The organism is Chryseobacterium pennipullorum (assembly GCF_003384725.1).
Classification (GTDB): domain Bacteria; phylum Bacteroidota; class Bacteroidia; order Flavobacteriales; family Weeksellaceae; genus Chryseobacterium; species Chryseobacterium pennipullorum.
In genome coordinates, this window is sequence record NZ_QNVV01000030.1 from 1 (window position 1) to 24,863 (window position 24,863).

Genomic DNA, 24,863 nt, shown 5'->3' on the forward strand with positions numbered 1-24,863 from the left:
TCCAGAAACCGAACTTCAGACGAAATTATGCCAGATCTATGGTGAAGTGCTGGGACTTGATCCTGAAACAATCAGCATTCATGATGATTTCTTCAGATTGGGCGGAAACAGTATCATGGCAATCAAGCTGATTGGTAAAATAAAGCATGATCTGGACATGCAGGTGAATGTGGGAATGGTATTTAACCATAAAACCGTGGCTTCTCTTTCAGATGCCTTGATTCATGCAGACAATAATGAAGAACAAATCAATATTATTCCGGTCAAAGTGAATACCCCTGAAGAGCAAAGATTATCCTTCGCTCAGGAAAGACTTTGGTTTATAGAGTCTTATGAAGGCGGAAGCAGTGCTTATAACATTCCTATCATTACCATGTTAGATGACAGCATCCGGCTAAACCTTCTTCAGCAGGCTTTGAACACCGTGATCTCGCGCCACGAGATACTCCGTTCGATGATACAGGCTGCTGAAAACGGAGTAGGGTACCAGGTGGTTACAGACCATCTTCCTGAAATGAACGTGACAGAAGCAGGAACGGATAAAGAGCTGAAAACGCTGATCAACAAATGGGCAAATAAGGTCTTCAGGCTGGATGAAGAAATTCCTGTTGACATCAATTTGTTGACACTTGAAGGACGTGCCTATCTGTCCGTGGTCATTCACCATATTGCTTTTGACGGATGGTCCACAGATATTTTCCTGAAAGAAGTGGCAACAGTGTATAATGCCCTTGCCGATGGAAAAGAACCAGACCTTTCTCCTGTAAAAGTTCAATACAAAGACTTTGCCTTATGGCAGCGGGAGTACCTTTCAGGAGAACGTCTGGCGAATCAGATCAGCTACTGGAAAAATAAGCTGGATGATTTCCAAAATCTGGAGCTACCTGAAGACTTCAAAAGACCCGTTCAGATATCCTACGAAGGAGAAAACCTGTATTTCAGTCTCAATGCAGAACAGGCACAAAAGCTAAGAGCTCTTTCCAAAAAGCTGGGTGTAAGCCTTTATAGTGTCATGCTGGGAGGATATTACCTGATGCTTTCTGCCTATTCCGGACAGGATGATATTGTGGTGGGAAGCCCGATTGCGAACCGCCATCGCGCCGGTCTCGAAGATATTATAGGCTTCTTTGTCAATACATTGGCATTGAGGGAAAAGATAAATCCTGCCCAAAGCATCAGTGACTTCATTGTACAGGTCTCAAAATCTGTGACCGAAGCACAATCCCATCAGGATCTTCCATTTGAAAAACTGGTTGATGAGCTTGGGGTGGAGCAAGATACTTCAAGACACCCGGTTTTCCAGGTGATGTTTGGCCTTCAGAATATTGATGGTGATATTAAAGCCAATGAAGAAGAGGCTTTATTTCATCCTTTTCCGGAAGAAGTGGATTATAAAGCCGCTAAGTTTGACATTACGACGATGATCGACGATGATGGAGAAAATATCAACATCATGTTCAATTATGCAAAAGCATTGTTTAGAGAAGAAACAATTATCCGCATGGCAGGCTCTTATCAGCTTCTTTTGGATCAGATCACAGAAAATAGTCCGGAGCATACATCCATTCGCAGCCTATCATTGATATCGGAAGAAGAAACCTGTCAGATCATAGAGCGCTGGAATTCCACACAGGAAGACTATCCATCCGAAATGACTATTCAGGAACTTTTTGAGCTTCAGGCGGAAAAAAATCCTGATACCATAGCATTGGTATACAATGAAGTTAAACTTTCATATCGTGAACTTAATGAAAGATCGAACCGTTTAGCCGGTCATTTGATTCATGAATACAATCTTCAGCCTGATGATCTGGTGCCCTTGTGCCTGGAACGATCCGAAAATATGCTCATTGCAATCCTTGCCGTATTAAAAGCCGGAGCTGCTTACGTCCCGATGGATCCGTCATATCCTGCAGACAGAATAGGACACATCCTGGAAGATACCCAGGCAAAACTGGTAATTGCTCAGAAAAGTACAAGAGAAAAATTACAGAATATAGAAGTTCTTTCCCTGGATGAAATTACTCTTAAAGCAGCACTTGACGTAGAAGTAGCTAACAATCCTGTTACTAAAGTCAATGCAGGTAACCTTGCTTATGTGATCTACACCAGTGGAACAACCGGACTTCCTAAAGGAGTAATGATTGAGCATAAGGGTGTCATAAATCTCATCAGATCAATGGTTAAAGCACACCGGCTTCAAGAATATCAGGAAGTGGGATGCTATTCCAATTACGTCTTTGATGCTTTTGTTTACGAAGCATTCCCTGTATTATGTAACGGAAATACTTTATGGCTTTACAACAATGAGCTTAGGACCTCAGTAACTGAGCTTAATGAGTATATTACAGCCCATGCTATTGAAGTTTCCTTTATTCCACCGGTCCTGCTGAGGGAGATTGTGGAGAACGGAACCAGCTTACAGCTGATCTTCGCTGGGGGAGAAAGCTTCCCGGCACTCGATAAAAATATTGAAAATATCACCCTTGTCAATGAATACGGACCGACGGAAGGAACGGTATGTGTTACGCTTCATGAGTACAAGGAGGATAAAAATCCATTGAATATTGGTGGACCTATTGCCAATACTACTTCATATGTTCTTGATGCCCAATACAGACCTGTTCCGGTGGGAGCTGTAGGTGAACTGTATATTGGCGGAGCGGGTATTGCAAGGGGATATCTGAACAGACCGGAGCTTACTGAAGAACGATTTATACTGAACCCGTTCCAGACACCGCAACAAAAAGAAAAAGGCGAGAACGGACGTTTATACAGGACCGGCGACTTAGTACGATGGCTGCCGAACGGAGAGTTGGAGTACAGAGGAAGAAATGATTTCCAGATAAAGATCCGAGGCCATAGAATTGAGCTGGGAGAAATTGAAAACACCTTGCTTCAGTACGAAGAGATTCGTCAGACTGCTGTTATGGCAAGAGAAAATAAATCGGGACTAAAATATATTGCTGCTTACTATGTCTCTGATTCAGCAATTGATTCAAATCTGCTTTCTGAATATGTATCCGGATTCCTGCCGGAGTATATGATTCCGGGAGCTTTTGTCCACCTGAACGAACTTCCGTTGACCATTAATGGAAAATTAGACAGAAGAGCATTACCTGAACCTGAATTTACGGGAAGTAAAGAGTATACCACGCCTGAAACAGAACTTCAGACTAAGCTATGTAAGATCTACGGTGAAGTGCTTGGACTTAATCCGGATACGATCAGTATTCATGACGATTTCTTCAGATTAGGAGGAGACAGCATTATCAGTATTCAGCTGGTAGGTAAAATCCGCCAGCAGTTGGAAGTCCGATTAAGTGTAAAAGAAGTCTTTACTGCCCGAACCGTAGTTTCATTATCCTTACTAATAGAAGATAAGCAGCCAGGCAGCGAAAACGGTGCTCTTACTGAACAGGGAATCCTTACAGGAGAAGTTTCGCTTCTTCCGGTACAGGAATGGTTCTTTGAACAAAAACATTCCGGGTACCTTGTGGATTTCAACCACTGGAATCAGTCATTTCTGATCCACGTTCCTGAACTTGAAAAAGATGTCTTTGAGAACGCAATAGACCATTTGCTGATGAAGCATGATGCTTTCAGACTGCACTATACAGCTAACCTTACCCAGGAATATAAAACGGAAAAAACAGTCCCTGTGATTAACTATCTTGATGCTTCTACCCTGAGTCAGGAACAGCTTTCAATGATATTCACGGAATGGCAATCCCATTTTGATATTGAAAACGGTCCGTTGTATCAGATAGGATATATCACCGGATATCAGGATGGAAGCGCAAGGATATTCTTTGCATTCCATCACCTGATCATTGACGCTGTAAGCTGGAGAATCCTGACTGAAGATCTAAAGTATATCTATCAGGCTCTTGAAAAAGGAGAAGACTATCAGGTTCAAAAAGGCAGCAGCTACCGCCAATGGGTAGCAGCGATCAGTGATTATAAAAAAGAAAATCCGGATTCCAGGGATAAAGAATCTGTGTACTGGAAGCATATCGCGGATACTGTTGAGGAAAGCAACGCGACATTGTCTAAGCTGATTACCAGAGAATACCATTATGGGCATCTTCTGCTGGATAGGGAATCTACCTCAACGTTGATCCGTGGGGTACATCACGTATATCATACACAGATCAATGATTTGTTGTTGTCAGCTTTATCACGGGCGCTTACTGACGTTACCGGAGATGAGCGTCATGCCATTTTACTGGAAGGTCACGGACGTGAAGAAATATTCGGTCAGTTAGATATTACCGAAACGATGGGTTGGTTTACCACCATGTATCCGGTACAGCTGGAAACAGGAAAATCCTTGAAAGACACCGTCATTCTGACCAAAGAATCTTTAAGAAACATTCCGAATAATGGCATCGGCTATGGAAGTCTACTTGGATATACCAGCCGCGAATTACCAAAAATAAGTTTCAACTACCTTGGACAGCTTGATCAGGAAGATGTAACAGGTGATAAAACCTGGTTTATTGCCGCTGAGGACAGCGGAGCGGGAGTAGGTTCTTCCAATCGTGACAGCCACTTTGTAAGCATCAACGGTGCTGTAGTAGACGGTCAGCTCCGTTTTGGAATTTCCGGATATCTTTCCGATGAAAAGATCACCCTTTTATCCGAAAACTTCAGGCTCTATCTGGATGCTATTATTAAGACACTCTCAGAAGAAGGCCGAACGTATCTTACAGCATCAGATGTTGATCATGTAGTGGGCAGTACCCAGCTTTCAGAGATTCAGGATAACGGAGAAATAGAAGGAGTGTATCTGGCGAATAGCTTGCAGGAAGGATTTGTGTACCATGCCCTGAATCAGGGAGAAACGGATGATGCCTACCGGGTACAGCTGATGTGGGAGTATTGTGCTAAAATAAATGTTGAGGAACTTAGAAATTCCTGGGAACTGACCCAGGCACAATATCCATCCTTAAGAATCAGATTCAGCTGGAACGGAGAAATTGTACAGGTAATCGATAAAGAAGGACAATTAGACTGGCGTTATGAGGAGATCAGCCACCTGTCTGAAGAAGTCCAGAAAGAATATATTCAAAAAATCACTCATAATGATCGTTTTGAGGGATATGATCTTTCTAAAGGGAGTCTTTTCAGAGTATATCTCTTCAAACGGAATGAGGAATATTACAGCTGCCTGTTCAGTAACCATCACGCCATTCTGGATGGCTGGAGCATGCCTGTTATTCTCAATACGGTTCATGATATCTATCTCAAACTGCTTAACGGACAGGAGCCTTCGCTCTCAGTGGATCATGCGTATGCTGACAGTCAGAAATACCTTCAGGAACACAAAGAAAGCGGGCGGGATTTTTGGAAAAAATATATGGAACTGCTTGAAGACCGGGAGGACCTGAGCAGTCTGGTAAAAGAAGACCAAAGATCTACAGAGGTAGCAAATTATCGCCATATCAGGGATCATCAAAAAGTGATCATATCAATAGCCGGAGACCAGTACCATGCTTTGAAAAGCTTTACAAAATCTTACGGGCTGACCGTTAATGCTGTTCTTCAGTATCTGTGGCACAGCCAGCTGAGACTGTACAGCGGATCAGCGACCACAGTGGTAGGAACAACGGTATCAGGTAGAAACTTACCTGTAGATGGTATAGAATCTTCAGCAGGTCTGTATATCAATACTTTACCGCTAATCGTTAGCCATGAGGAGGGACTTGTGACAGACCGTATTATGGAGATCCAGAACAGGATCAGTGATCTGAACAGCCATAGTGATATTAGTCTGGCAGAACTTCATCACGACGGGCGACGGATCTTCAGCAGTTTATTTGTGTATGAAAACTATCCGGTACCCAAAGGAGAAGGAAGTAATGAACTGGGCTTTGCATTTAAAGATTCTGTAGAGAAGCTTGATTATCCACTGGGAATAATGGCGTCTGAGCAGGGAGATCGCATAACCGTTAAAGTAAATTACGAGGGGGTGCTCTTTGAAAAAGAAAGCATAGAACAGCTCATGAAAGGGATGAAAACGGTGTTGGAGCAAATCCTGAACGATCACCAAATAACTTCGGACCGTTTGGTATACCTTTCAAACAAACAGCAAGAATTAATGGTAGTATCCAGTAACGGGAACTCGGAACCGGTATCCACGGGTACTCTTCATGAATTGTTTGAAATTCAGGCAGAAAAAACGCCTGATCAGGTGGCTCTGGTCTACGGGAATACCCAGCTTACCTACCGTGAACTTAATGAACGTGCCAACCGTTTGGCAAACCATCTTATAGCGAATTACGATCTCCAGCCGGATGATTTGGTTCCGTTATGTCTTGAACGTTCAGAATACATGCTGATTGCTATTCTGGGAGTCTTAAAATCCGGAGCTGCATATGTTCCAATGGATCCGTTATATCCTGCAGATAGAATATCCCATATTCTTACAGATACCCAGCCAAAAATTATATTGGGACAGCAACAGGCGCTGAACAGGCTTGAAAATAATAATAGATACACAATTTCCCTTGATGATGCTGTATTCAATGCAATGGTTGAAACAGAAGACGCTGCAAACCCTCTTCACAGATCCCATTCAGGAAACCTTGCCTATGTGATCTATACGAGTGGAACCACCGGCCTTCCAAAAGGTGTAATGGTGGAACATGGTAATGTGGTGAATGTGGTAGAACAGGTAAGAGAAGCGTATGGTTACAGTGAAGGAGAAAAGATAACAGCTTATACGTCATATGTTTTTGACGTTTCCGTATCTGAATTTTTCAATACATTGTTATATGGAAATGAACTTCATCTGCTGGACGAAGAAACGAAAAAAGATGCAGATTCAATAAGCAGATATTTGCTGACCCATGAGATTGCTTACGCATATCTGCCACCTGTAATGCTCTCCGTGCTGCCGCGGATAGAGTATCCCGATCTTAAAGGACTGCTGTATGCAGGAGAACCTTGTGACTATGAAACCGGGAAATACTGGTCAGAATATACCCACCTCTACAACCTTTATGGTCCAACGGAAGCTACCATCTATGCTACCTATAAAAAAGTTGAGCAGGGTGACGTACAGCTTATTGGAAGAGCCCTGAATAATTCTTCAGCCTATATTTTGGACGACCACTATCGTTTGCTTCCTGTAAGGGCTGTCGGGGAACTTTATCTCGGAGGGGCAGGCATTGCCAGGGGTTACCTGAACAGGGAAGACCTGACTGCAGAACGTTTTGTGAACAACCCGTACCAGACTGAAAAACAAAAATCCGCCAGCGAAAATGGACGATTGTACAGAACCGGAGATTTGGTACGCAGACTGGCTGATGGAAACATAGAATATATAGGACGTAATGATTTCCAGGTGAAGATCCGGGGATATAGAATAGAGCTGGGAGAAATAGAAAACAGGCTTTCCCAATATACACAGATAAGACAATCTGTAGTATTGGCTAAGGACAACTCCGCGGGGATGAAATATCTCGCAGGATATTATGTTTCGGATACAGAACTGGAGGCAGAAAAACTTAAAGCATTTTTATCAGAAGCCTTACCGGAATACATGATTCCTTCCGCTTTCGTTCATTTAACTGCATTGCCTTTGACAATTAACGGCAAGCTTGACAGGAAACTATTGCCCGAACCTGAGTTTACTGGAGATGAATATACCCCGCCAATGAATGAACGCCAGGAGAAACTCTGCCGTATCTATGGTGAAGTATTAGGAGTTCACTCTGATCACATCAGCATCACGGCAGATTTCTTCAGACTTGGAGGAAACAGCATCATGGCCATTAAGCTTATGGGTAAAATTAAGCAAGAACTGGGCTTGCAGGCCAATGTGTCTATGGTGTTCAATCATAAAACGGTTGCGTTGCTGGAAGCTGCATTAACAGCTGGAGAAGCTTCCACTGAAGTCATTGATATAATTCCTGTTGAGGTAAACATGCCGGAAGAACAGCATTTATCTTTTGCTCAGGAAAGGCTTTGGTTTATAGAGTCTTATCAGGGCGGAAGCAGTGCGTACAATATTCCAATGACTGTTATGCTGGATCAGAAGGTGGATGCTAAGACACTCTATACAGCCATAGAGACAATAGTGATGCGCCATGAGGTGCTTCGCACACTGATCAGAACCAATGAAGAAGGAGCAGGTTACCAGATCGTTACAGACCGTGTTCCGCAGTTTAAAATGGAGGAAGTGGAGACCAGAGAAGAATTAGAGATTCGTATAAGCAACTGTAGCAGCAAGGTTTTCCATCTGGATTCAGAAATTCCTATAGAGATCAATAGTTTCAGATTCAGAGGACGGGATTATCTGTCTGTTGTCATCCATCACATCGCGTTTGATGGCTGGTCTACAGAAGTCTTTTTAAAAGAATTGGACAGTATTTACCACGCATTAGCTTTGGGAGAGGCCTCTGTGCTTCCTCCGTTGAAGTTTCAATACAAAGACTTTGCATTATGGCAGCGTAACTACCTTTACGGTGAACGCCTCGATCGCCAGATTGGGTACTGGAAGACTAAACTGGAAGACTATCAAAGTTTGGATTTGCCAACGGACTTCCACAGGCCGGCAGAGGTGTCTTACGAAGGAAAAACAATTGGTTTTACGATTCCGCGTGAAACATCCGAAGGCCTTAGAGAGGTCTCAAAAAACCTCGGGGTAAGCTTATACAGTGTAATGCTGAGTGGCTACTACCTGATGCTTTCAACCTATTCAGGGCAGGATGATATTGTTGTGGGAAGCCCGATTGCCAACCGCCATTATAGCGGTCTTGAAGATCTGATAGGCTTCTTTGTGAACACCTTGGCCCTAAGGGAAAAAATAAATTCTGAACAGAACGTAAAGGATTTTATTCGTCAGGTGGCAGATTCAGTGACCGAAGCACAATCCCATCAGGATCTTCCGTTTGAAAAATTGGTAGAGGAACTGAAAGTAGAGCAGGACACTTCCAGACATCCTGTCTTCCAGGTGATGTTTGGGCTTCAGAATTCCGGTCATAAAGAGACCTCCAATAGGCATGAAGAAGTACTGTTTCATCCTTTTGATGGTGAAATGGATGATCAGGCAGCGAAGTTTGATCTTACCACAATGATTAATGACGGAGCTGAAACCATAGACATGACATTCAATTATGCGGTATCCTTATTTAAAAAAGAAACCATTACCCGTATGGCTGATTCTTATCAGTTCCTTCTGGATCAGATGGTACGCCTGGCTAAAAACAATCTCCGGATCCGCGAATTTCAGTTGATCCCGGAAAAAGAAAACAGGTACATCACGGAAAATTGGAATCAGACCCAAAGAGAATATCCTGATCATCAGACGATTCATGAGCTGTTTGAAGAGCAGGTAGAAAAAACACCGGATAATATCGCGGTAATCTTTCAGGATACGGAACTGACCTATAGAGTACTTAATAAAAAAGTGAACACTCTCGCGCATTATTTGTTGCAACATTTCGATATCCGGCCCGATGATCTGATTCCTCTATACATAGACCGGTCGGAAAATATGCTAATTGCCATCCTTGCCGTATTAAAAACAGGAGCCGCCTATGTCCCAATAGATCCGTCGTACCCTGCCGATAGAATTAAGCATATCCTGGATGATACCAATGCGCAGGTTGTATTATGTAATAAAGCCAATGAAGACATTTTATATGGGGCTATGGAAGGCAGAAAGACCCGTGTTCTTACGTTGGAAAACTGTCAGAAGCAAGAAGGAGCTTATCCTGATACAAACCCTGCAACAGAAGTTAATGCCGGTAATCTTGCCTATGTTATCTATACCAGCGGTACAACCGGAAAACCGAAGGGAGTGATGATCGAGCATAAAAGTGTAAACAGACTGATCAGGAATACAAATTATATTTCTATACATGAAAAAGACCGTATTCTCAGCTTATCAAGCTTTGTCTTTGATGCTTCTGTTTTTGACACGTTCGGAGCGCTTTATAATGGAGCTGCCTTAGTGATCCAGCCTTCTGCTGCGCTGTTGGATATCAATAACCTGGAGCAAGTTATTACCGGACAGCATATTTCTGTTTTCTTTGTGACAACAGCTTTATTTAATACCCTTGTGGAAGAAGGGGGAGACTGGCTGTCCGGGCTGAAGTATATCTTGTTCGGGGGTGAAAAAGTATCGGTTTCTCATGTGCAAAGATTCAGATCAGCATACAGCCATATTCACTTATTACATGTGTATGGACCTACTGAAACAACTACATTTGCAACCTCATATGCCTGTGAAGAACAACCTTTAGACGCGATGATGGTTCCGATAGGAAAGCCTATTGCCAATACATCTGCTTATGTACTGGACGCCTATCTCAGACCTATTCCTGTGGGAGCGGTTGGAGAGCTGTATATCGGCGGAGCAGGTACAGCAAGAGGATACCTTAACAGTCCGGAAATGACACTGGAAAGGTTTATAAATAACCCGTTCCAATCTTCCAAAGACAAGGAGAGTCACTATAATAGCCATATGTATAAAACCGGTGACCTGGTAAGATTCCTGCCGGATGGGAATATAGAATATATCGGGCGAAACGACTTCCAAGTGAAAATCCGGGGTTATAGAATTGAGCTGGGGGAGATCGAAAACCGACTGTTCCAGTATCCGGGAGTACGGCAAGCCGTAGTTTTGGCCAAAGAGAACAACGGCGGAATGAAATATCTTGCCGGATACTATGTTTCCGATTCCATGATTGATCCCCTTATGATTTCGGAATTTTTGTCAGAAACACTTCCGGATTATATGATTCCGAATGTATATATGCATCTGGAGCATCTCCCGTTGACCATTAACGGGAAGATTGACAAAAGAGGTCTTCCTGAGCCCGGTTTTGTTGGAGGGTCAGAATTTGCTGCGCCGGAAAATGAGCTGCAGCATAACCTTGCTGGTATTTATGGAGAAGTATTGGGGCTGGATCCCAAAAGCATTAGTATTCATGATGACTTCTTCAGATTGGGTGGAAACAGCATTATGGCCATTAAGGTGATCAGCAAAATAAGGCAACACCTGAATATTCAGGTTAAAATTGCAGAGCTGTTCAAGGAGAAAACAATCCGGAAGCTTTTTGCTTCGATCATAAATGATGATAGGAAGCATAAGACGATCGTTCCTTTTGACCAGGACAATCATAATCCGAAAATGTTTTTAATACATCCCGGAAATGGCGGATGCGAAGTATATCAGTCATTGGCAGAACAGCTGAAAACAGACTACGATTGCTATGGAGTAGATTCCTATAACCTATACCATGAAGAGAAGATTGGCAGCCTGAAAACACTGGCTCACTATTATCTGGATCATATTAACGAGATACAGGAAACTGGCGGACAGGAAGAGTATATTCTTGTTGGGTGGTCTTTAGGAGGAAATATTGCGTTGGAGATTGCTTCGGAACTTGAAAGCAGAGGATGCCGGAACATTACGGTTTATCTGCTGGATACTATTTTTTATGCTTCTGATCAGAAGCTGGTGGAATTCCTCTCGTTTCCCTCAGATGACGAGCTAAGCAAGAAATTGAATATCCCTGTTGACGACAGCAATTTTACGGCGACAAAAAACTTTATGTCAGCAGAATACAGTCTCGTTAAAGAAAACATTTCAAGCCATCTTCATTCAACAAAAATAGTTCTGTTCAAGGCAATGCTTGAAGGGGAAACTTTTGATCAGTCCTTTAATACCTACATACAACAATCCCTATATAACAATATAGATTCAATTGTGGACAACCGGGATTTGCTCTCTGTTTATCCTGTTAACGCTGCCCACCATACCATGTTGGAACAAAAAGAACAGATCATAGATCTCATCCGTCAAACAGTAACCAATAAATAAAAAAAGGAGAGGCTCCCGGGCCTCTTCCATTTAACCTGAAAAACAGAAAAGAAAAATTATGAATACACCGAAATCATTACCACCACAAATATTTCTATTACATTATGCTGGAGGAGATCAAAACTCTTTCCGTCCGTTAATAGAAAGTCTGAAGTCTCATTTTCAGATAGAAACCCCGGAACTTCCCGGGAGAGGAGACCGTATTGCGGAGCCCTTTCTGAAAAATAAAGAAGAAGCCGTAGCCGAAATATTGAAGCAGATAAAACAGACCAGACAAAAACATACTCCTTACCTAATCTATGGGCACAGTATGGGAGCCATATTGGGATTTGAAATTTGCCATGCATTGGAGAAAGAAGGTGACGGCCCTGTATATTTTGTTCCCACAGGTTATCCGGGACCGGGAATAAAAGATAAAGCACCCATTGCAACGCTTCCAAGGACTGCTTTTTTTGCAGAAGTCAGAAAGCTCGGAGGTCTCTCTGACGAGGTAATGGAATATGAAGAATTACTGGATTTTTTTGAACCTGTGCTCAGGGCGGACTTCGGTTTGCTGGAACACAGAAGTAACCAGATACCCGATATAACAATACAAACCCCAATTTTTGCTGTGATGGGGAAAGATGAAGAATATGCCCGCAGCATAAGAAACTGGGAAAAATACACCAATGCAGGATGTGAATGCCAGATTCTGAATGGGAACCACTTCTTCATCAATCAGAACTTCAATTATCTTTCACAGGTGATCATCAACCTGATGACTGCCGCGATGGCTAAATAACATAATCATAATCACCCTTTAAAGTATACCTCTGCATATGCCTAAACAAAAAAAACATGCACTAACCTTTATCTATATAACCGTACTGATAGATATTATAGGAATCGGGATCATTGTTCCAATTTTACCCACATTGATCACGAAACTTTCACATGCTGAGAACCTGAGCGTAACCGCCCAATATATGGGCTGGTTTATAGCGGTATATGCTCTGATGCAGTTTCTCTTCGCTCCTGTCTTGGGAGGATTGAGTGACCGGTATGGGCGGAGGCCGGTTCTCCTGTGCTCTCTGCTGGGGCTGGGAATAGATTACCTTATCCTGGCTATGGCTCCCGACCTGATATGGCTCTTTGTAGGTAGGGTTATCGTAGGAATTATGGGATCCAGCGTGACAACTGCTACCGCTTATATTTCAGATGTCACCGAACCTGAAAAAAGAGGAAAAAACTTTGGAATGATAAGTGCCATTGCCGGAATAGGGATGATCATCGGTCCGGTAATCGGAGGAGTATTGGGACAATATGGAGAACGGCTTCCTTTTTATGCTGCCGCAGGTTTAAGCTTTCTCAATCTTCTGTACGGTTTTTTTGTTTTACCGGAATCTCTCGAAGCAACAAAACGACGTCCATTTTCCTGGAAAACGGCAAACCCTATCGGAGGAATGAAGAGCTTGAACAAAGAAATACTGGCTCCTACACTGATCCTCGCTTTTGCACTTATTGCCTTGGCAGGACAGTCCGTACAAAGTACCTGGAACATCTATGTGATGGAAAAATTTAGCTGGAAAGAAGATATGATCGGTTACTCCATGGGATTTCTGGGGCTTTTAATTATTGTATTCCAGGGTGGGTTGATCGGATATTTTCTCAACAAGGTGGGACAGAAAAAGTCGGTTATTATTTTTTTATCAGTATACTGTATAAGCCTGCTATTGTTCGGGATCGCCAATAGAGGCTGGATGATGTTCGCCGTCATTGCATTCTATGCCCTTGGAGGAATGGTTTCTCCCATTCTTCAGGCATTGATCTCCTCTAAGGTTCCGGATGACAAACAGGGATTGCTGCAGGGAAGCCTGTCCAGCATTATGAGCATTACTTCCATTGTGGGCCCGTTACTGATGACCTCGGTATTTGCCTATTTTACGGCTGCAGGATCTCCTGTTTTCTTCAGTGGCGCACCCTTTATTTTAGCAGCTGCTCTGGGAGGTATTGGAAGCCTGTTTATATATAAGGCGATAAAAAATGAACCTGATTTCCCAAAAAGGAGCAATAATGGACAACAGGAATCTGCATCAGATCAATAACTTTGCAGATCAATACCTTCTCAATTGAAAGAATATAAAAAGCGGATTGTAAAAACAATTCAATATATTGATGCGAATCTTGATGCTGATCTCTCCCTGGAAAATATTGCAGAGATCAGTGCCTATTCGCCTTTTCATTTTCACAGAATATTTAAGCTGATCACAGGAGAGACGCTTCAGCAATATATTATACGTAGGAAAATAGAGAAAAGTGCCTTCTTGCTTGCCGTACGCAAACAGATGGAGATCAAGGAAATTTATTTTGATCTTGGATTTTCCAGTCATTCCGTTTTTAGCAAAACTTTTAAGAAATACTACGGCTTACCCCCTTCAGAATTTCGTAAAACCGCTCCCGAAGCTTTTCACAAGATTTTACAAACACATCGCAAGAACGGACAAGCCGATACCGTTTTCAGCCAATACATTTGCAGTATCGAAAACCTGTTAAACTGGACGAAAATGAATTTAAAAATCGAAGTAAAGCAATTGCCGGAAATGAATCTGGCCGCAGTAATGAGTTTAGGAATAAACGATGTGGAATCCTCTTACAACGTATTGATAGACTGGGCAAAAAAGGAAAACCTGTTTCCCGCGGAAAATATCAAAATGATCTCCGTGTACCATGACAGCTTCAAAGTAACGCCCCCGGATAAGGTAAGAATTCATGCCTGTATGCTTCTGGATCATCAACTGAACACTCCCCAGGGAGAAATTTTTTCGGAAACCATAGAGACCGGGAAATATATTGTCGGGAGTGGCGAAGTGACTCTCAATGACTTTGAACAATGCTGGGTTTCTCTCTTTTTATGGATGAATGAGCATAATCTCTCCATGAGAAGAACTTTTCCGTTCGAGATCTATCACTCCAACTTTAAAGAGCACCCTGAAGGAAAAATGATTGTGGATTTTTGTATTCCTGTTCATTAATTCCCATTCGGTAACAAAAGAATGCCCTTCAGTATATTTTTTTTTACAGAAGGGCATTCCCTGTATTAGTTTTGATCCGGAAAACAGATAACCATGAAAACAAAAGGACAAAAAACACTTATTCTGCTCGCTCTTCTTATTTTTATGGTGGGATATTCCCAGATAAAGGTTTCGGGAAGAGTGACACACAAAAGTAAAGGAATAAGTGAAGTCAATGTCAGTCTTAAAGATACGTACGACGGTGCAACCACAGATGCTCTGGGAAATTTTTCCTTTGAAACATCACAAAAGGGAAATCTCAAAATTACTTTTATCCATCCCAAATATCAGCAGGTGGAAAAAGCAATTACTATTGACAATCAGGATGTCATCGTCAGCACAGATCTTAAAGAAGAGATCAGCGAGATTGATGCGGTGGTGGTTTCTGCAGGCTCCATTGAAGCGAGTGATAGAAAACGGGCGACTGCATTATTGACCCCCATTGATATTTATACCACTGCTGGGGCAGACGGACAGATATCCTCTGCTTTAACCTATCTGCCAGGTGTACAGAAAGTAGGTGAGTCTGAAGGTCTTTTTATCAGAGGAGGTACCGGATCAGAATCCAAAATCTTTATGGATGGAAGCCTTATTAATAATTATTTTTCCAATTCTGTACCGGGAATTGCCGGAAGAGATCAGTTCAACACTTCACTTTTCAAAGGGAATATTTTTTCCAGTGGCGGCTATTCAGCACTTTATGGACAGGCGCTGTCCGGAGCACTGATGCTGGAAAGTGTAGATCTTCCCGATCAGAGCTCCTATGACTTTGGAGTTTCTCCCATTTTCCTTAATGCGGGATTTCAAAAACTGGGAAGTAATAAAAACTACTCTTTCGGGGCTTCTGCCGGCTATTCATTGCTTAGTCTAATGCAGAATGTTTTTAATTTTAATACAGACTTTATCAATGCCCCGCAAGGATTCAACGGTGATTTTAACGTTAGATTTAAAACAAAATCAGGTGGATTTTTTAAGTATTATGGAATGTACAATTCCAATACCATGGGGGTAAGAACAGAAAGCCTGGAGCCGGACTATGATTTCGGGGTGATACGGCTGAAAGGAAAAAATACCTATCACAATCTGTCTTACAGACAAAAATTCGGAAAGTATCTTCTCAATGTGGGCGGTTCATATTCCTACAACCGGTCAGACCTGAATTTTTCAACAGAAACCAATAATGAGGAATCGGGGAAAACAAGATTGCTGACCGAGGGGAACTACTTCAATTTCAAAACGGTTCTGGAAAGGAAGATTAACCGGATCAGTGCAATAAGAGGTGGTTTTGAACTGAATAATGCAGATGAAAATCTCAACTTCGGAGAAGTACAGAAAGACTACAGGGACCTTATTTCGTCTGCTTTTGTGGAAACAGATCTTGGTTTTAGCAATGCACTTTCAGCGAAGATCGGACTGCGGGCGGAAAACTCATCATATCTCGGTAAAAGCAACATCGCTCCCCGTTTTGCACTCGCATATCGGTTGAATCACAGATGGACGGCCAATGTAGCATATGGCCTTTTTTATCAGAATCCAGAAAGCAAATACATTAATGGACCGGCAAATCTTGGATTTCAGAAATCCCAGCATTATATTTTCCAGGTTTTGAGAAGCTCGGAAGGACGGAGTTTGCGTTTTGAAGCTTTTTATAAGAAATATGACCAGCTGATCAAGACCTTCAATATTCAGCCCGGAAAAGAACAAAACCAGCAGGTTCAGACTGCTTTTAATAATGATGGATATGGATATGCAAAAGGGTTGGAGGTATTCTGGAGAGACAACAAAAAAACATTTAAAAACATAGATTACTGGCTGACGTATTCCTTTCTGGACTCAAAAAGAGATTTTCTCAATTATCCGGTGAGCCTGAAACCCGGCTTCGCAGCCGAACATACTTTTTCTGCTGTAGTCAAGAGATTTATTCCGGAATGGAAACTCGGTGCCAACCTTTCTTATACCTACGCCAAAGGCCGCCCGTACTATGACATAGCCTCTGAAGTTCAGGAAGGAAAAGCCATCAACTATACCAGAAACGAAGGAAGGCTTAAAGACTATAATACCCTGAATCTTAGTTTTAACTATCTTCCTAATATTGGAAAAAAAGACGCCAAAGCGTTTCCTATCTTTGTATTGAGTATCAGCAATATTCTTGGTTCGAAAAACGTATATGGATACAATTTTTCCGTTGACGGCTCCAGAAGCTCTGCGGTGGTTCCACCCATCAATACCTTTGTCTTCATTGGAGTCTTTATAAGTTTTGGAGTGGATAAAACGGAGGATGCTATCAATAATAACCTATAAAAAACATACCTTCGATTAACAATATAACTCACATTTAAAATTGAATACTATGAAAAAATACCTTTTAAGCTTTGCTTTAGCTTGTATGAGCTTAACCTCTTTTGCACAGGCAGATTATGAAAAAATCATGTCAGAGAAAATTGCGAAAATAGAAACCTGTAAGACCCCTGAAGATTTCCAGGCATTGGGAAACGATTTTCAGAGGATAGGAAGTAAGGAAAGTACACAATGGCTTCCCCAGTATTATGCTGCGTTTTCACAAATTCAGAAAGGAAGAATCATGATGAGAAATGGCAATATGCAGGCTCTTGACGGGGTGGCAGCAGAGGCCGAAAAATATCTGGGAATGGCTCAGAATTTGGCTGGAGCAGATAATGCTGAAATTCACCTGCTGCAGAAAATGGCATATTCCTTACGCATGATGGTCAATCCACAGCAACGCTTTATGACGGATGGGGCGAGAGCAGCCGAAGAACTTAATAAGGCAGAGAAACTGGATCCCTACAATCCCAGAGTAGCGCTTATTAAAGCAGAAGATGTCTATTTCACGCCCGAACAATACGGAGGAAGTAAAACCAAAGGAGTGGAAATGTTTAAGGATGCACTGGCAAAGTTCAATGCTTTTAAACCCAAAACAGTCCTGGATCCTAATTGGGGAAAGGCAGAAGCAGAGTATTTCCTGAGCCTTCCTGCCGAAAAAACAAAATAACTGGAAATTAACACTCTGAATGCAGAGATTTTCCCAAATAAAGACCTTCATACTGTGGAGGTTTTTACCGTTCGGAAGTGAAAATAAGCTATTCGGTAAGAAATACTTTTTGATACCTTTACTAAAAACTAATTTTGAGGCAGAAAAAGAATCATGAAACGTAAGGAAATTATAACATTATTTTGGGTCTCAGTAGCCGTGTCAATGTTCTTGTTTTTTGCTTTTACAGAAAATAAGAATCTTGAGAACTTTTTGTATACGTTGCTGATTTCTTTCATCTATTCTTTTGTGCTGGGAGGGGCTAACGGTTTACTCAATACTTTTCTGAACAAAAAAATTCCGTGGGCTGAAGCAACCACCAAAAGAGCCTTTATCAGTATTGCCTCCATCTTCATCACCAATTTTATTTTGGTATATTTCTGTAACTATATCAACTTCGTAGTCATTCAGAAAGGAGCGACTACTGAAGCGTTTTTTTCGGGGAAATATAACTTTCTAAATTGGTTTACGATCAATGTTGCATTGCTTATTTCAGCATTTCTTCATGCCAAAGGCTTCATGGAGGAACTTAAAAAGGTTTCCAGAAAAGAAGTCGTGGAGCAGAAGTTGATTGCAAAATCTGCCAATGCTCAGTTCGAAAGTCTGAAAAATCAGCTTGATCCCCATTTTCTTTTTAATTCACTTAATGTTTTAAGCTCACTGATCGATGAAAACCCTCAGCAGGCCCAGAAGTTTACGGCTTCCATGTCAAAGATCTACCGGTATGTCCTTGAACAGAAAGATAAGGAGGCTGTTACCGTAGAAGATGAGCTGGAATTTGCAAAAACCTATTGTGATCTTCTGAAAACGAGATTTGAAGACAGCGTAGATTTTATTTTTGATGTTAAAAAAGAAGATTTCAGAAAGTATGTTGTTCCCCTTTCTCTTCAGCTGCTGCTTGAAAACTGCATCAAACATAATTTTGCAACGTCTTCAAGGCCCTTGACAGTAAGAATTTTCTCTGATGGTGATGCTCTTTGCATTGAAAATAACCTGCAAGTGCGAGAACAGATCAAGGAAAGTTCGGGAATCGGTTTGTCTAATATTGTGCAGCGCTATTCGCTGCTTACGAAGAGAAATGTATTTATTGAAAAATCTGAAGACTATTTTAAAGTAAAGCTTCCGGTACTGGCAACCAAACCTAATGTAATCAGTACTGAACCGGATGGCCAGTATAAAGCCTATAAAAAGGCACAGAAGAGGGTAAAAGAAATCAAAGGGTTTTATACCAATCTGATTTCGTACTGTATTGTCTGTTCTTTTTTGGTCTTTATCAATCTCGTCACGCAAAGCCGGAATCATTGGTTTTGGTTTCCGGTGTTGGGATGGGGGATTGGTGTCGCCTCCCATGCATTTAAGGTTTTTGGGATCGGAGAGGCCTGGCAGGAAAAAAAGATCAGGGAAATCATGAACAAACAAAAATAAAAGCAATGGAAACGTTCAACGAAGATGATATACAATATCAGCAGGCAAAGAGGCAGGTCGAAAGATTAAGGGGCTTTTACAGCCATCTGTTCATTTATGTGCTTGTTAATATGATTATTGTCTGGTACAATTTTACAGCGCTGAAGCCCGGAGAAAGTTATTTTCAGTTTAAAAACTTCTTGACAGCGACTTTCTGGGGAATCGGCCTTCTGATTCATGGAGTTATCATTTTTATATCCAGGACCGGCTTTATTAAAAAATGGGAGGAAGCAAAGATCAGAGAACTCATCGATAAAGAAAAAAACTGACCGCTGTTATCAGCTGAAAACCCATCATAAGCAGTTAATCATAAACAGAATATCATGAACGCTTTACAAATCATTTTCTACCTCTCCATGGCCGCCTGGTTTCTCAGCGAATTCCTCTACAAAAACATACTGAAATCAGGGAAAGACGACCTCAAAAATAAAGACAAATCTTCACTTAATATTCTTTGGCTGGCTATTCCGTTTTCTATTGCAGCATCGGTGACGGTTTCTTACTGTACTGCGTTGCCCATCACAGCGCAAAACTGGATTTTGTATATCGGAGAATTATTCATCCTTATCGGCATCATTCTGAGATTCATGATCATAAGATCATTAGGCAAATATTTTACAGTAGATGTAACAATCAGGCAGGACCATAAAATTAAAAAAGAAGGCTTTTATCGGTATGTCAGACATCCTTCCTATGCATTTTCCCTGATGACCTCTCTGGGACTTGGTCTCTACTTAAATAACTGGCTGTCGCTGATTTTTGCTTTTGTTCCGCCCTTTTTAGCCTTTGCTTACCGCATCAAAATAGAAGAACAGGCTTTGGTAGAAGAGTTCGGAGAAGAATACACCGGGTACAGAAAGAAAACAAAGAAACTCATTCCATTTATCTATTAGAGAAGACCTGCAGACTGCTTTAAACAGTCCCGGAAAAAAGCAGAAGTCCTTTACTCCTGAGTTTTTACCATTCGGATATCATATTCTACCATTCGGTGATATAAAATTGATTTGAGGCTGTTTTCTGTCCTACTTTTGAATCAGAAAAATAAAACATAAACTTAAAAACAACGATTATGGAAACTTCATTTGATAAAGAAACATTAGCCTACAAAAAAGCTTCAAAAAGAGTAAAAGCATTAAAAGACTTTTATGGAAACCTTGCTTCCTATTGTATTATTATTCCTTTTTTGGCCATATTAAACCTGCTGACCTCTCCTGAACATTTATGGTTTTTCTGGCCGATGCTTGGATGGGGAATAGGCGTTGCATTTCATGCTGTCAGTGTATTCGGAGTAGGGAAAGATTGGGAGGAGAAAAAAATAAAGCAGCTGATGGAAGAAGAGAAAGGAAAACCAAAAATATTTTAGCGGATCGTAGAAAAATACCCCTTTTTTATTTAATTTTAGTCCCCGATTTACCCACAGAACCATGAAACCAATGATCAGAACCGTAATTATTGAAGATGAAAAACCCGCTTCCAGAAAATTAGAAAGAATGCTGAATACCTTTCCTGAAATTGAAGTAGTTGCAAAAATAGAATCAGTAGAAGAAGGTATTACCTGGTTTTCTGAAAATGAACATCCCCAACTGATTTTTTCGGACATTGTTTTAGGAGATGGGCTGTCCTTTGATATCTTTGAGAAAGTTCCTACGAAAGGATTTATCATCTATACCACTGCTTTTGATCAGTATACCCTGAAGGCCTTCAAGCTGAACAGCATAGACTATCTGCTTAAACCTATACTGGATGAAGATCTGGCGGGTGCGGTGGAGAAGTTTAAATCATTCATTCCTGCCAGCAATACAGTAGGATCTCAGGATATCAAGCAGTTAATCCGGAAAGAAAAATCCACACTTTCCAGAGTTCTGGTCAAAATAGGATACAACCTGAAAATCGTACAGGCCCAGGAGATCAGCTGTTTTTTCAGCGAAAACAAAATTGTTTACCTACAGACAGAAGACCGCACATACCCTTCAGATTTTACGCTGGACGAATTGGAAGAGGTATTGGATGACAAAAAGTTTTTCAGGGTCAACAGACAGTTTATCGTCAGCTCAGAGCACATCAAAAATATTCATACCTCTCCGTATTATAAGGTCGACCTGGAGTTTCAGCCCCAGGAAGAAATTACGGTAAGCAGAGACCGGGTGAAAGATTTTAAAGATTGGCTTGTAGGGTAACTATTTTTAGCTTAATTTCTGATCCCGTGTAACTTACAATGGTTTTCGTTAAACTCATAAAAAATACTGGCCATGGATCTTTTATTCTTAATTTTTAAGCTGTTTCTCACCCTCTTTTATCCTTCATAATGTAAAAGAAACCTACCGAAGAGTCCGTTGGCTATAAAAGCTTCCTGCAGATTCTGCAAACTGACGAAAAGCTTCTGTTACTTCCTTCTTGTGTTGATAAGACAACGGGAAGGGAGTCATATGAGAGTATTCATACGGAAAGTCTTTTATTTCTACTTCCACATCAATATCACGGTAACCTCCTTTCAACGTATTCAGAGCTTCCATTGGGGGGGCTACCAGATCCTTTTCGAGCACATACCCTTTGATCTGCGACTGAATCTCGCGGATTCTTTCTTCTCTTTCCTTCTGAAAATAATTATACCTGAGCATTTTCTTGAACCAGCTCTCATGAGGATGCAGACCATCGTTCTGATAATGCTTTAAACGTGGATCTGATTTGAAATCAGAACTTAATAATTCCGTAAAGACAGATTGCATCGTAATGGTCGCGCGGGTATCCATGATGTATTTGGATATCGGAAACATCCTGTCAATGGTCATACCCCCGCAAAAACAGAGAACCCTGGACTGGGAAAACAAACCTTCCGGATCCGCCATTTTGATGATCAGCGATAAAAAAGAGCCTATGGAATAGCCAAAAAGATCTACCTCTGCATCCGGAGAGATGCTTTTGACCCGGTTGTTTTTAATATCTTTTACAATATCAATCGTATCAGAGTAAGTCTGAAGGCCAGACCAGAAGATTCTTTGTGGATGAGCTTCCAGTCTGGAACTTATGGCAGCATTTACATAAGAAAAATTCGTATTGCCGGGGTATTTTGCCTTTCGGATGCTGACGACTTCCATCATATGATGGCGGTTACTCCACATCGGCTCTGCACGATCCATATGAAAGGCGATCGGAAACAGGATAATAGCCTTGTGGGTTCGCTGGGCCAGCTCATAAGCCCATGGCAGGTATTTGTCCCATCTCTTCTCATTCAGCCCGTGAAAAAAGAGAATGCAGCCTGTGGCGGTACTGATGTCGGCTCTTTTAAGGATATGATATTTGAATTTTTTATTGCATTCTATATCGAAATCCTTGATGTCTACGGAAGCATGATGGCAGGTCTGGTAAGCATCCACATGAATTTCCAGATTTTGATGATGTTGAGGGCAGCTGGACTTTTCCGGGCCGTACAAAAGATCAGAAACCTGAGATTCGAAAGGAATAGATTCCATCGTCAGGTTAAGTTCCTCTATTTCCACAAAAGGCTTTCCAGGATCAAAATGACTTTTCAAAACTTCATACAATTCATAATATTCCATGGGCAAAACTATTGAGGGCTCATTTTAGAACCATCAAATTAGCTAATTATTGCTGTAAAATACTGATTTTGAATCAATAAAAGTATTCTTTACATAGCAGAAAAACGACTAAGAAAGCTTTTGTGTTGTGATCAAAAATAAACAGTCAATTGGCTTCTCGTTATAAAACATTTATGGTTACTATCTGTAATCTATTCGGTTAGATTCAGTATCTTCAAGTTGTTTGATAATCGATTCGGGAATTTCATCACTATCAATAGGGAAGCTGATGGAATCTGAAATAAAACTTTTTCTTTCTGCTTTCCTGAAAATTTCAAATAACGCGATAGGCTCCTGGTTGAAACTGATGCAGGTACTGATAAAGTGAAGCTCATGAAGCTTATATTCAGGATTTTTAAGCTTCTCCTTGATGTCTTTGATCCTTGATATAAAGTGACGTTGCCGGATAAACGTATTGCTGTTCATAATGATAAAAACATAGTCTGAATACGCGGTCACTTTACCGAAATATTTGTGATGGTCACCACCGCTTCTTTCTATAAAATATTCTCCCGTAGTTTCGGACTTGTAGATCTCCATAGCGGAACGCCATATACGGTCTTCCTTTGCCAGCAGTGGATTGTCCGGAAGATTTCTGTTGTAGGAATACCAGCAGCCTACCAGACGGTCCAGAAGAGCGGTATTCATTTTGACATTATTCATATCAATTCTCAGATCGCTGAAATTGAAAGACTCCGTATTCGCATTGATGAAATCAATATAGCTTGAATAGCCAAGTACACTCACGATAAGAGTCAGCTTGGCAAGATTCGGCCGGCTTAAAACGGCATTTTCATTGAGCTGGAATTTTTTTAATTTGTTGATGATCAGATGTTCATACAAGTAATTGGTTCCCAGCTGATCCGGCGCTTTCTGGATTCCCTTGTCAGAATAATGGCTGGTAATAAGATCATTGAGTTCCAGACCTATATAAGACCATTCAGTTTTTGTGACATCTTCCCAATGGTTTTTCTTAAGAAAATGACGGCTTAGGAAGTTCATAAGCTTCTCAAGATGCAGAATATCTTCTTTTTTCATAACAATTAATTTGGATCGGATCCGTATAAATACGCAAGACGAATTTAAGACTTTTATCCACCCGAAAAAGACCTTTTAAAGATTTTTATATTGTAGAAAGCAAAGATATTTGAATAGAAAAATAAAAGTTAAAGCAATGGAAACAAAAATGGTATTACAAGACGAATCTCTATGGAACAGAATCCATGGATTTTCATTAGACGCTCCTGATGCTGATTTTCCTTTCTCAAAAAAGCTTGCAAAAGAAGAAAACTGGAGCCTTGATTTTTGCCAAAAAGCGATCGAAGAATACAAAAAATTCGTGTATCTCTGCTGTATTCTTCCCAACGGTGCTTCACCGAGTAAAATAGTAGATAAAGTATGGCATATGCACCTGATCTATACCCAGAATTATTGGGAAGAGTTTTGTCCTCATGTTTTAAAGAGAGCACTTCATCATCATCCTTCTAAAGGCGGACCAACAGAAAAGGATAAACATCAAAACTGGTTCGAGGACACTTTACAAAATTACCGGAAAGTTTTTCAACAAGAGGCTCCCAAAGAAATCTGGAAAGAACTCAGGAAAAAATCAGATTGGAAATCCTGGCTGAAAAAGACGGTGTTTTTTTCACCGGTTCTACTGGTACTGCTGTTATATTCATGTACAGACGGTACAGGGTTTACCGGGCTGCTGGTGACCGCAGTAGTGTTTGCTATTATTTTCATTTTGAGTGTTATCAGCTCCATAGTAGGTGATCATGACGTTTCTAATCCGGATAAAAAGGATAAACAAAATAATGATGGCGGAGGGAGTGGCTGCGGCGGGGGTGGTTCCGGGTGTAGTGGAG

14 protein-coding genes are annotated in these 24,863 nt (G+C 41.2%); 12 read left to right on the plus strand and 2 right to left on the minus strand.

Translation table 11 applies throughout. The features are described from left to right. Positions 1–34 precede the first annotated feature (34 nt). The 11 genes from DRF67_RS20720 to DRF67_RS20770 all read left to right on the plus strand — a co-directional run bounded on the left by DRF67_RS20720 (position 35) and on the right by DRF67_RS20770 (position 21,579). A complete protein-coding gene (locus DRF67_RS20720; RefSeq protein WP_228435878.1) occupies positions 35–11,839 on the plus strand; it encodes a non-ribosomal peptide synthetase in 11,805 nt (3,934 codons plus the stop codon). Between the two features lie 58 nt (positions 11,840–11,897). Further along, positions 11,898–12,620 carry a thioesterase II family protein gene (locus DRF67_RS20725; RefSeq protein ID WP_115930205.1) on the plus strand — a complete coding sequence of 241 codons (723 nt, stop codon included), beginning with the start codon at positions 11,898–11,900 and terminating at the stop codon, positions 12,618–12,620. A 37-nt stretch (positions 12,621–12,657) separates the two neighbouring features. Beyond that, a complete protein-coding gene (locus DRF67_RS20730) occupies positions 12,658–13,923 on the plus strand; it encodes a TCR/Tet family MFS transporter (protein ID WP_115930206.1) in 1,266 nt (421 codons plus the stop codon). Positions 13,924–13,947: 24 nt separating this feature from the next. Beyond that, positions 13,948–14,850 carry an AraC family transcriptional regulator gene (locus tag DRF67_RS20735; RefSeq protein WP_115930207.1) on the plus strand — a complete coding sequence of 301 codons (903 nt, stop codon included), beginning with the start codon at positions 13,948–13,950 and terminating at the stop codon, positions 14,848–14,850. 93 nt (positions 14,851–14,943) lie between these two features. Continuing rightward, on the plus strand, positions 14,944–17,190 hold the full coding sequence (locus tag DRF67_RS20740; RefSeq protein WP_115930208.1) for a TonB-dependent receptor: 2,247 nt from the start codon (positions 14,944–14,946) through the stop codon (positions 17,188–17,190). Between the two features lie 49 nt (positions 17,191–17,239). Further along, positions 17,240–17,899, plus strand: a complete 660-nt coding sequence (locus tag DRF67_RS20745) for a hypothetical protein (RefSeq protein ID WP_115930209.1) — start codon at positions 17,240–17,242, stop codon at positions 17,897–17,899. A 153-nt stretch (positions 17,900–18,052) separates the two neighbouring features. Continuing rightward, a complete protein-coding gene (locus DRF67_RS20750) occupies positions 18,053–19,363 on the plus strand; it encodes a 2TM domain-containing protein (RefSeq protein WP_115930210.1) in 1,311 nt (436 codons plus the stop codon). 5 nt (positions 19,364–19,368) lie between these two features. Next, positions 19,369–19,671, plus strand: coding sequence for a 2TM domain-containing protein (locus DRF67_RS20755; protein WP_115930211.1), 303 nt, complete (start codon positions 19,369–19,371; stop codon positions 19,669–19,671). Between the two features lie 54 nt (positions 19,672–19,725). Beyond that, the gene (locus DRF67_RS20760; protein ID WP_115930212.1) at positions 19,726–20,295 is read left to right on the plus strand and encodes a methyltransferase family protein; all 570 of its coding nucleotides are present in this window, start codon (positions 19,726–19,728) and stop codon (positions 20,293–20,295) included. Positions 20,296–20,471: 176 nt separating this feature from the next. Further along, the gene (locus DRF67_RS20765) at positions 20,472–20,765 is read left to right on the plus strand and encodes a 2TM domain-containing protein (protein ID WP_115930213.1); all 294 of its coding nucleotides are present in this window, start codon (positions 20,472–20,474) and stop codon (positions 20,763–20,765) included. Between the two features lie 70 nt (positions 20,766–20,835). Continuing rightward, positions 20,836–21,579: a LytR/AlgR family response regulator transcription factor gene (locus DRF67_RS20770; protein ID WP_115930217.1), complete on the plus strand. Its 744-nt coding sequence runs from the start codon at positions 20,836–20,838 to the stop codon at positions 21,577–21,579. A 141-nt stretch (positions 21,580–21,720) separates the two neighbouring features. On the opposite strand, the gene DRF67_RS20775 is transcribed toward DRF67_RS20770, so the two are convergent. Together DRF67_RS20775 and DRF67_RS20780 are read right to left on the minus strand one after the other, a co-directional pair. Next, positions 21,721–22,959, minus strand: a complete 1,239-nt coding sequence (locus DRF67_RS20775; RefSeq protein ID WP_115930214.1) for a DUF6051 family protein — start codon at positions 22,957–22,959, stop codon at positions 21,721–21,723. Positions 22,960–23,139: 180 nt separating this feature from the next. Continuing rightward, complete coding sequence (locus DRF67_RS20780; RefSeq protein ID WP_115930215.1) at positions 23,140–24,036, minus strand: hypothetical protein; 897 nt, start codon at positions 24,034–24,036, stop codon at positions 23,140–23,142. Between the two features lie 136 nt (positions 24,037–24,172). Here DRF67_RS20780 and DRF67_RS20785 point away from each other — a divergent pair. Then, a partial coding sequence (locus DRF67_RS20785; RefSeq protein WP_115930216.1) for a glycine-rich domain-containing protein occupies positions 24,173–24,863 on the plus strand: 691 nt, incomplete at its 3' end.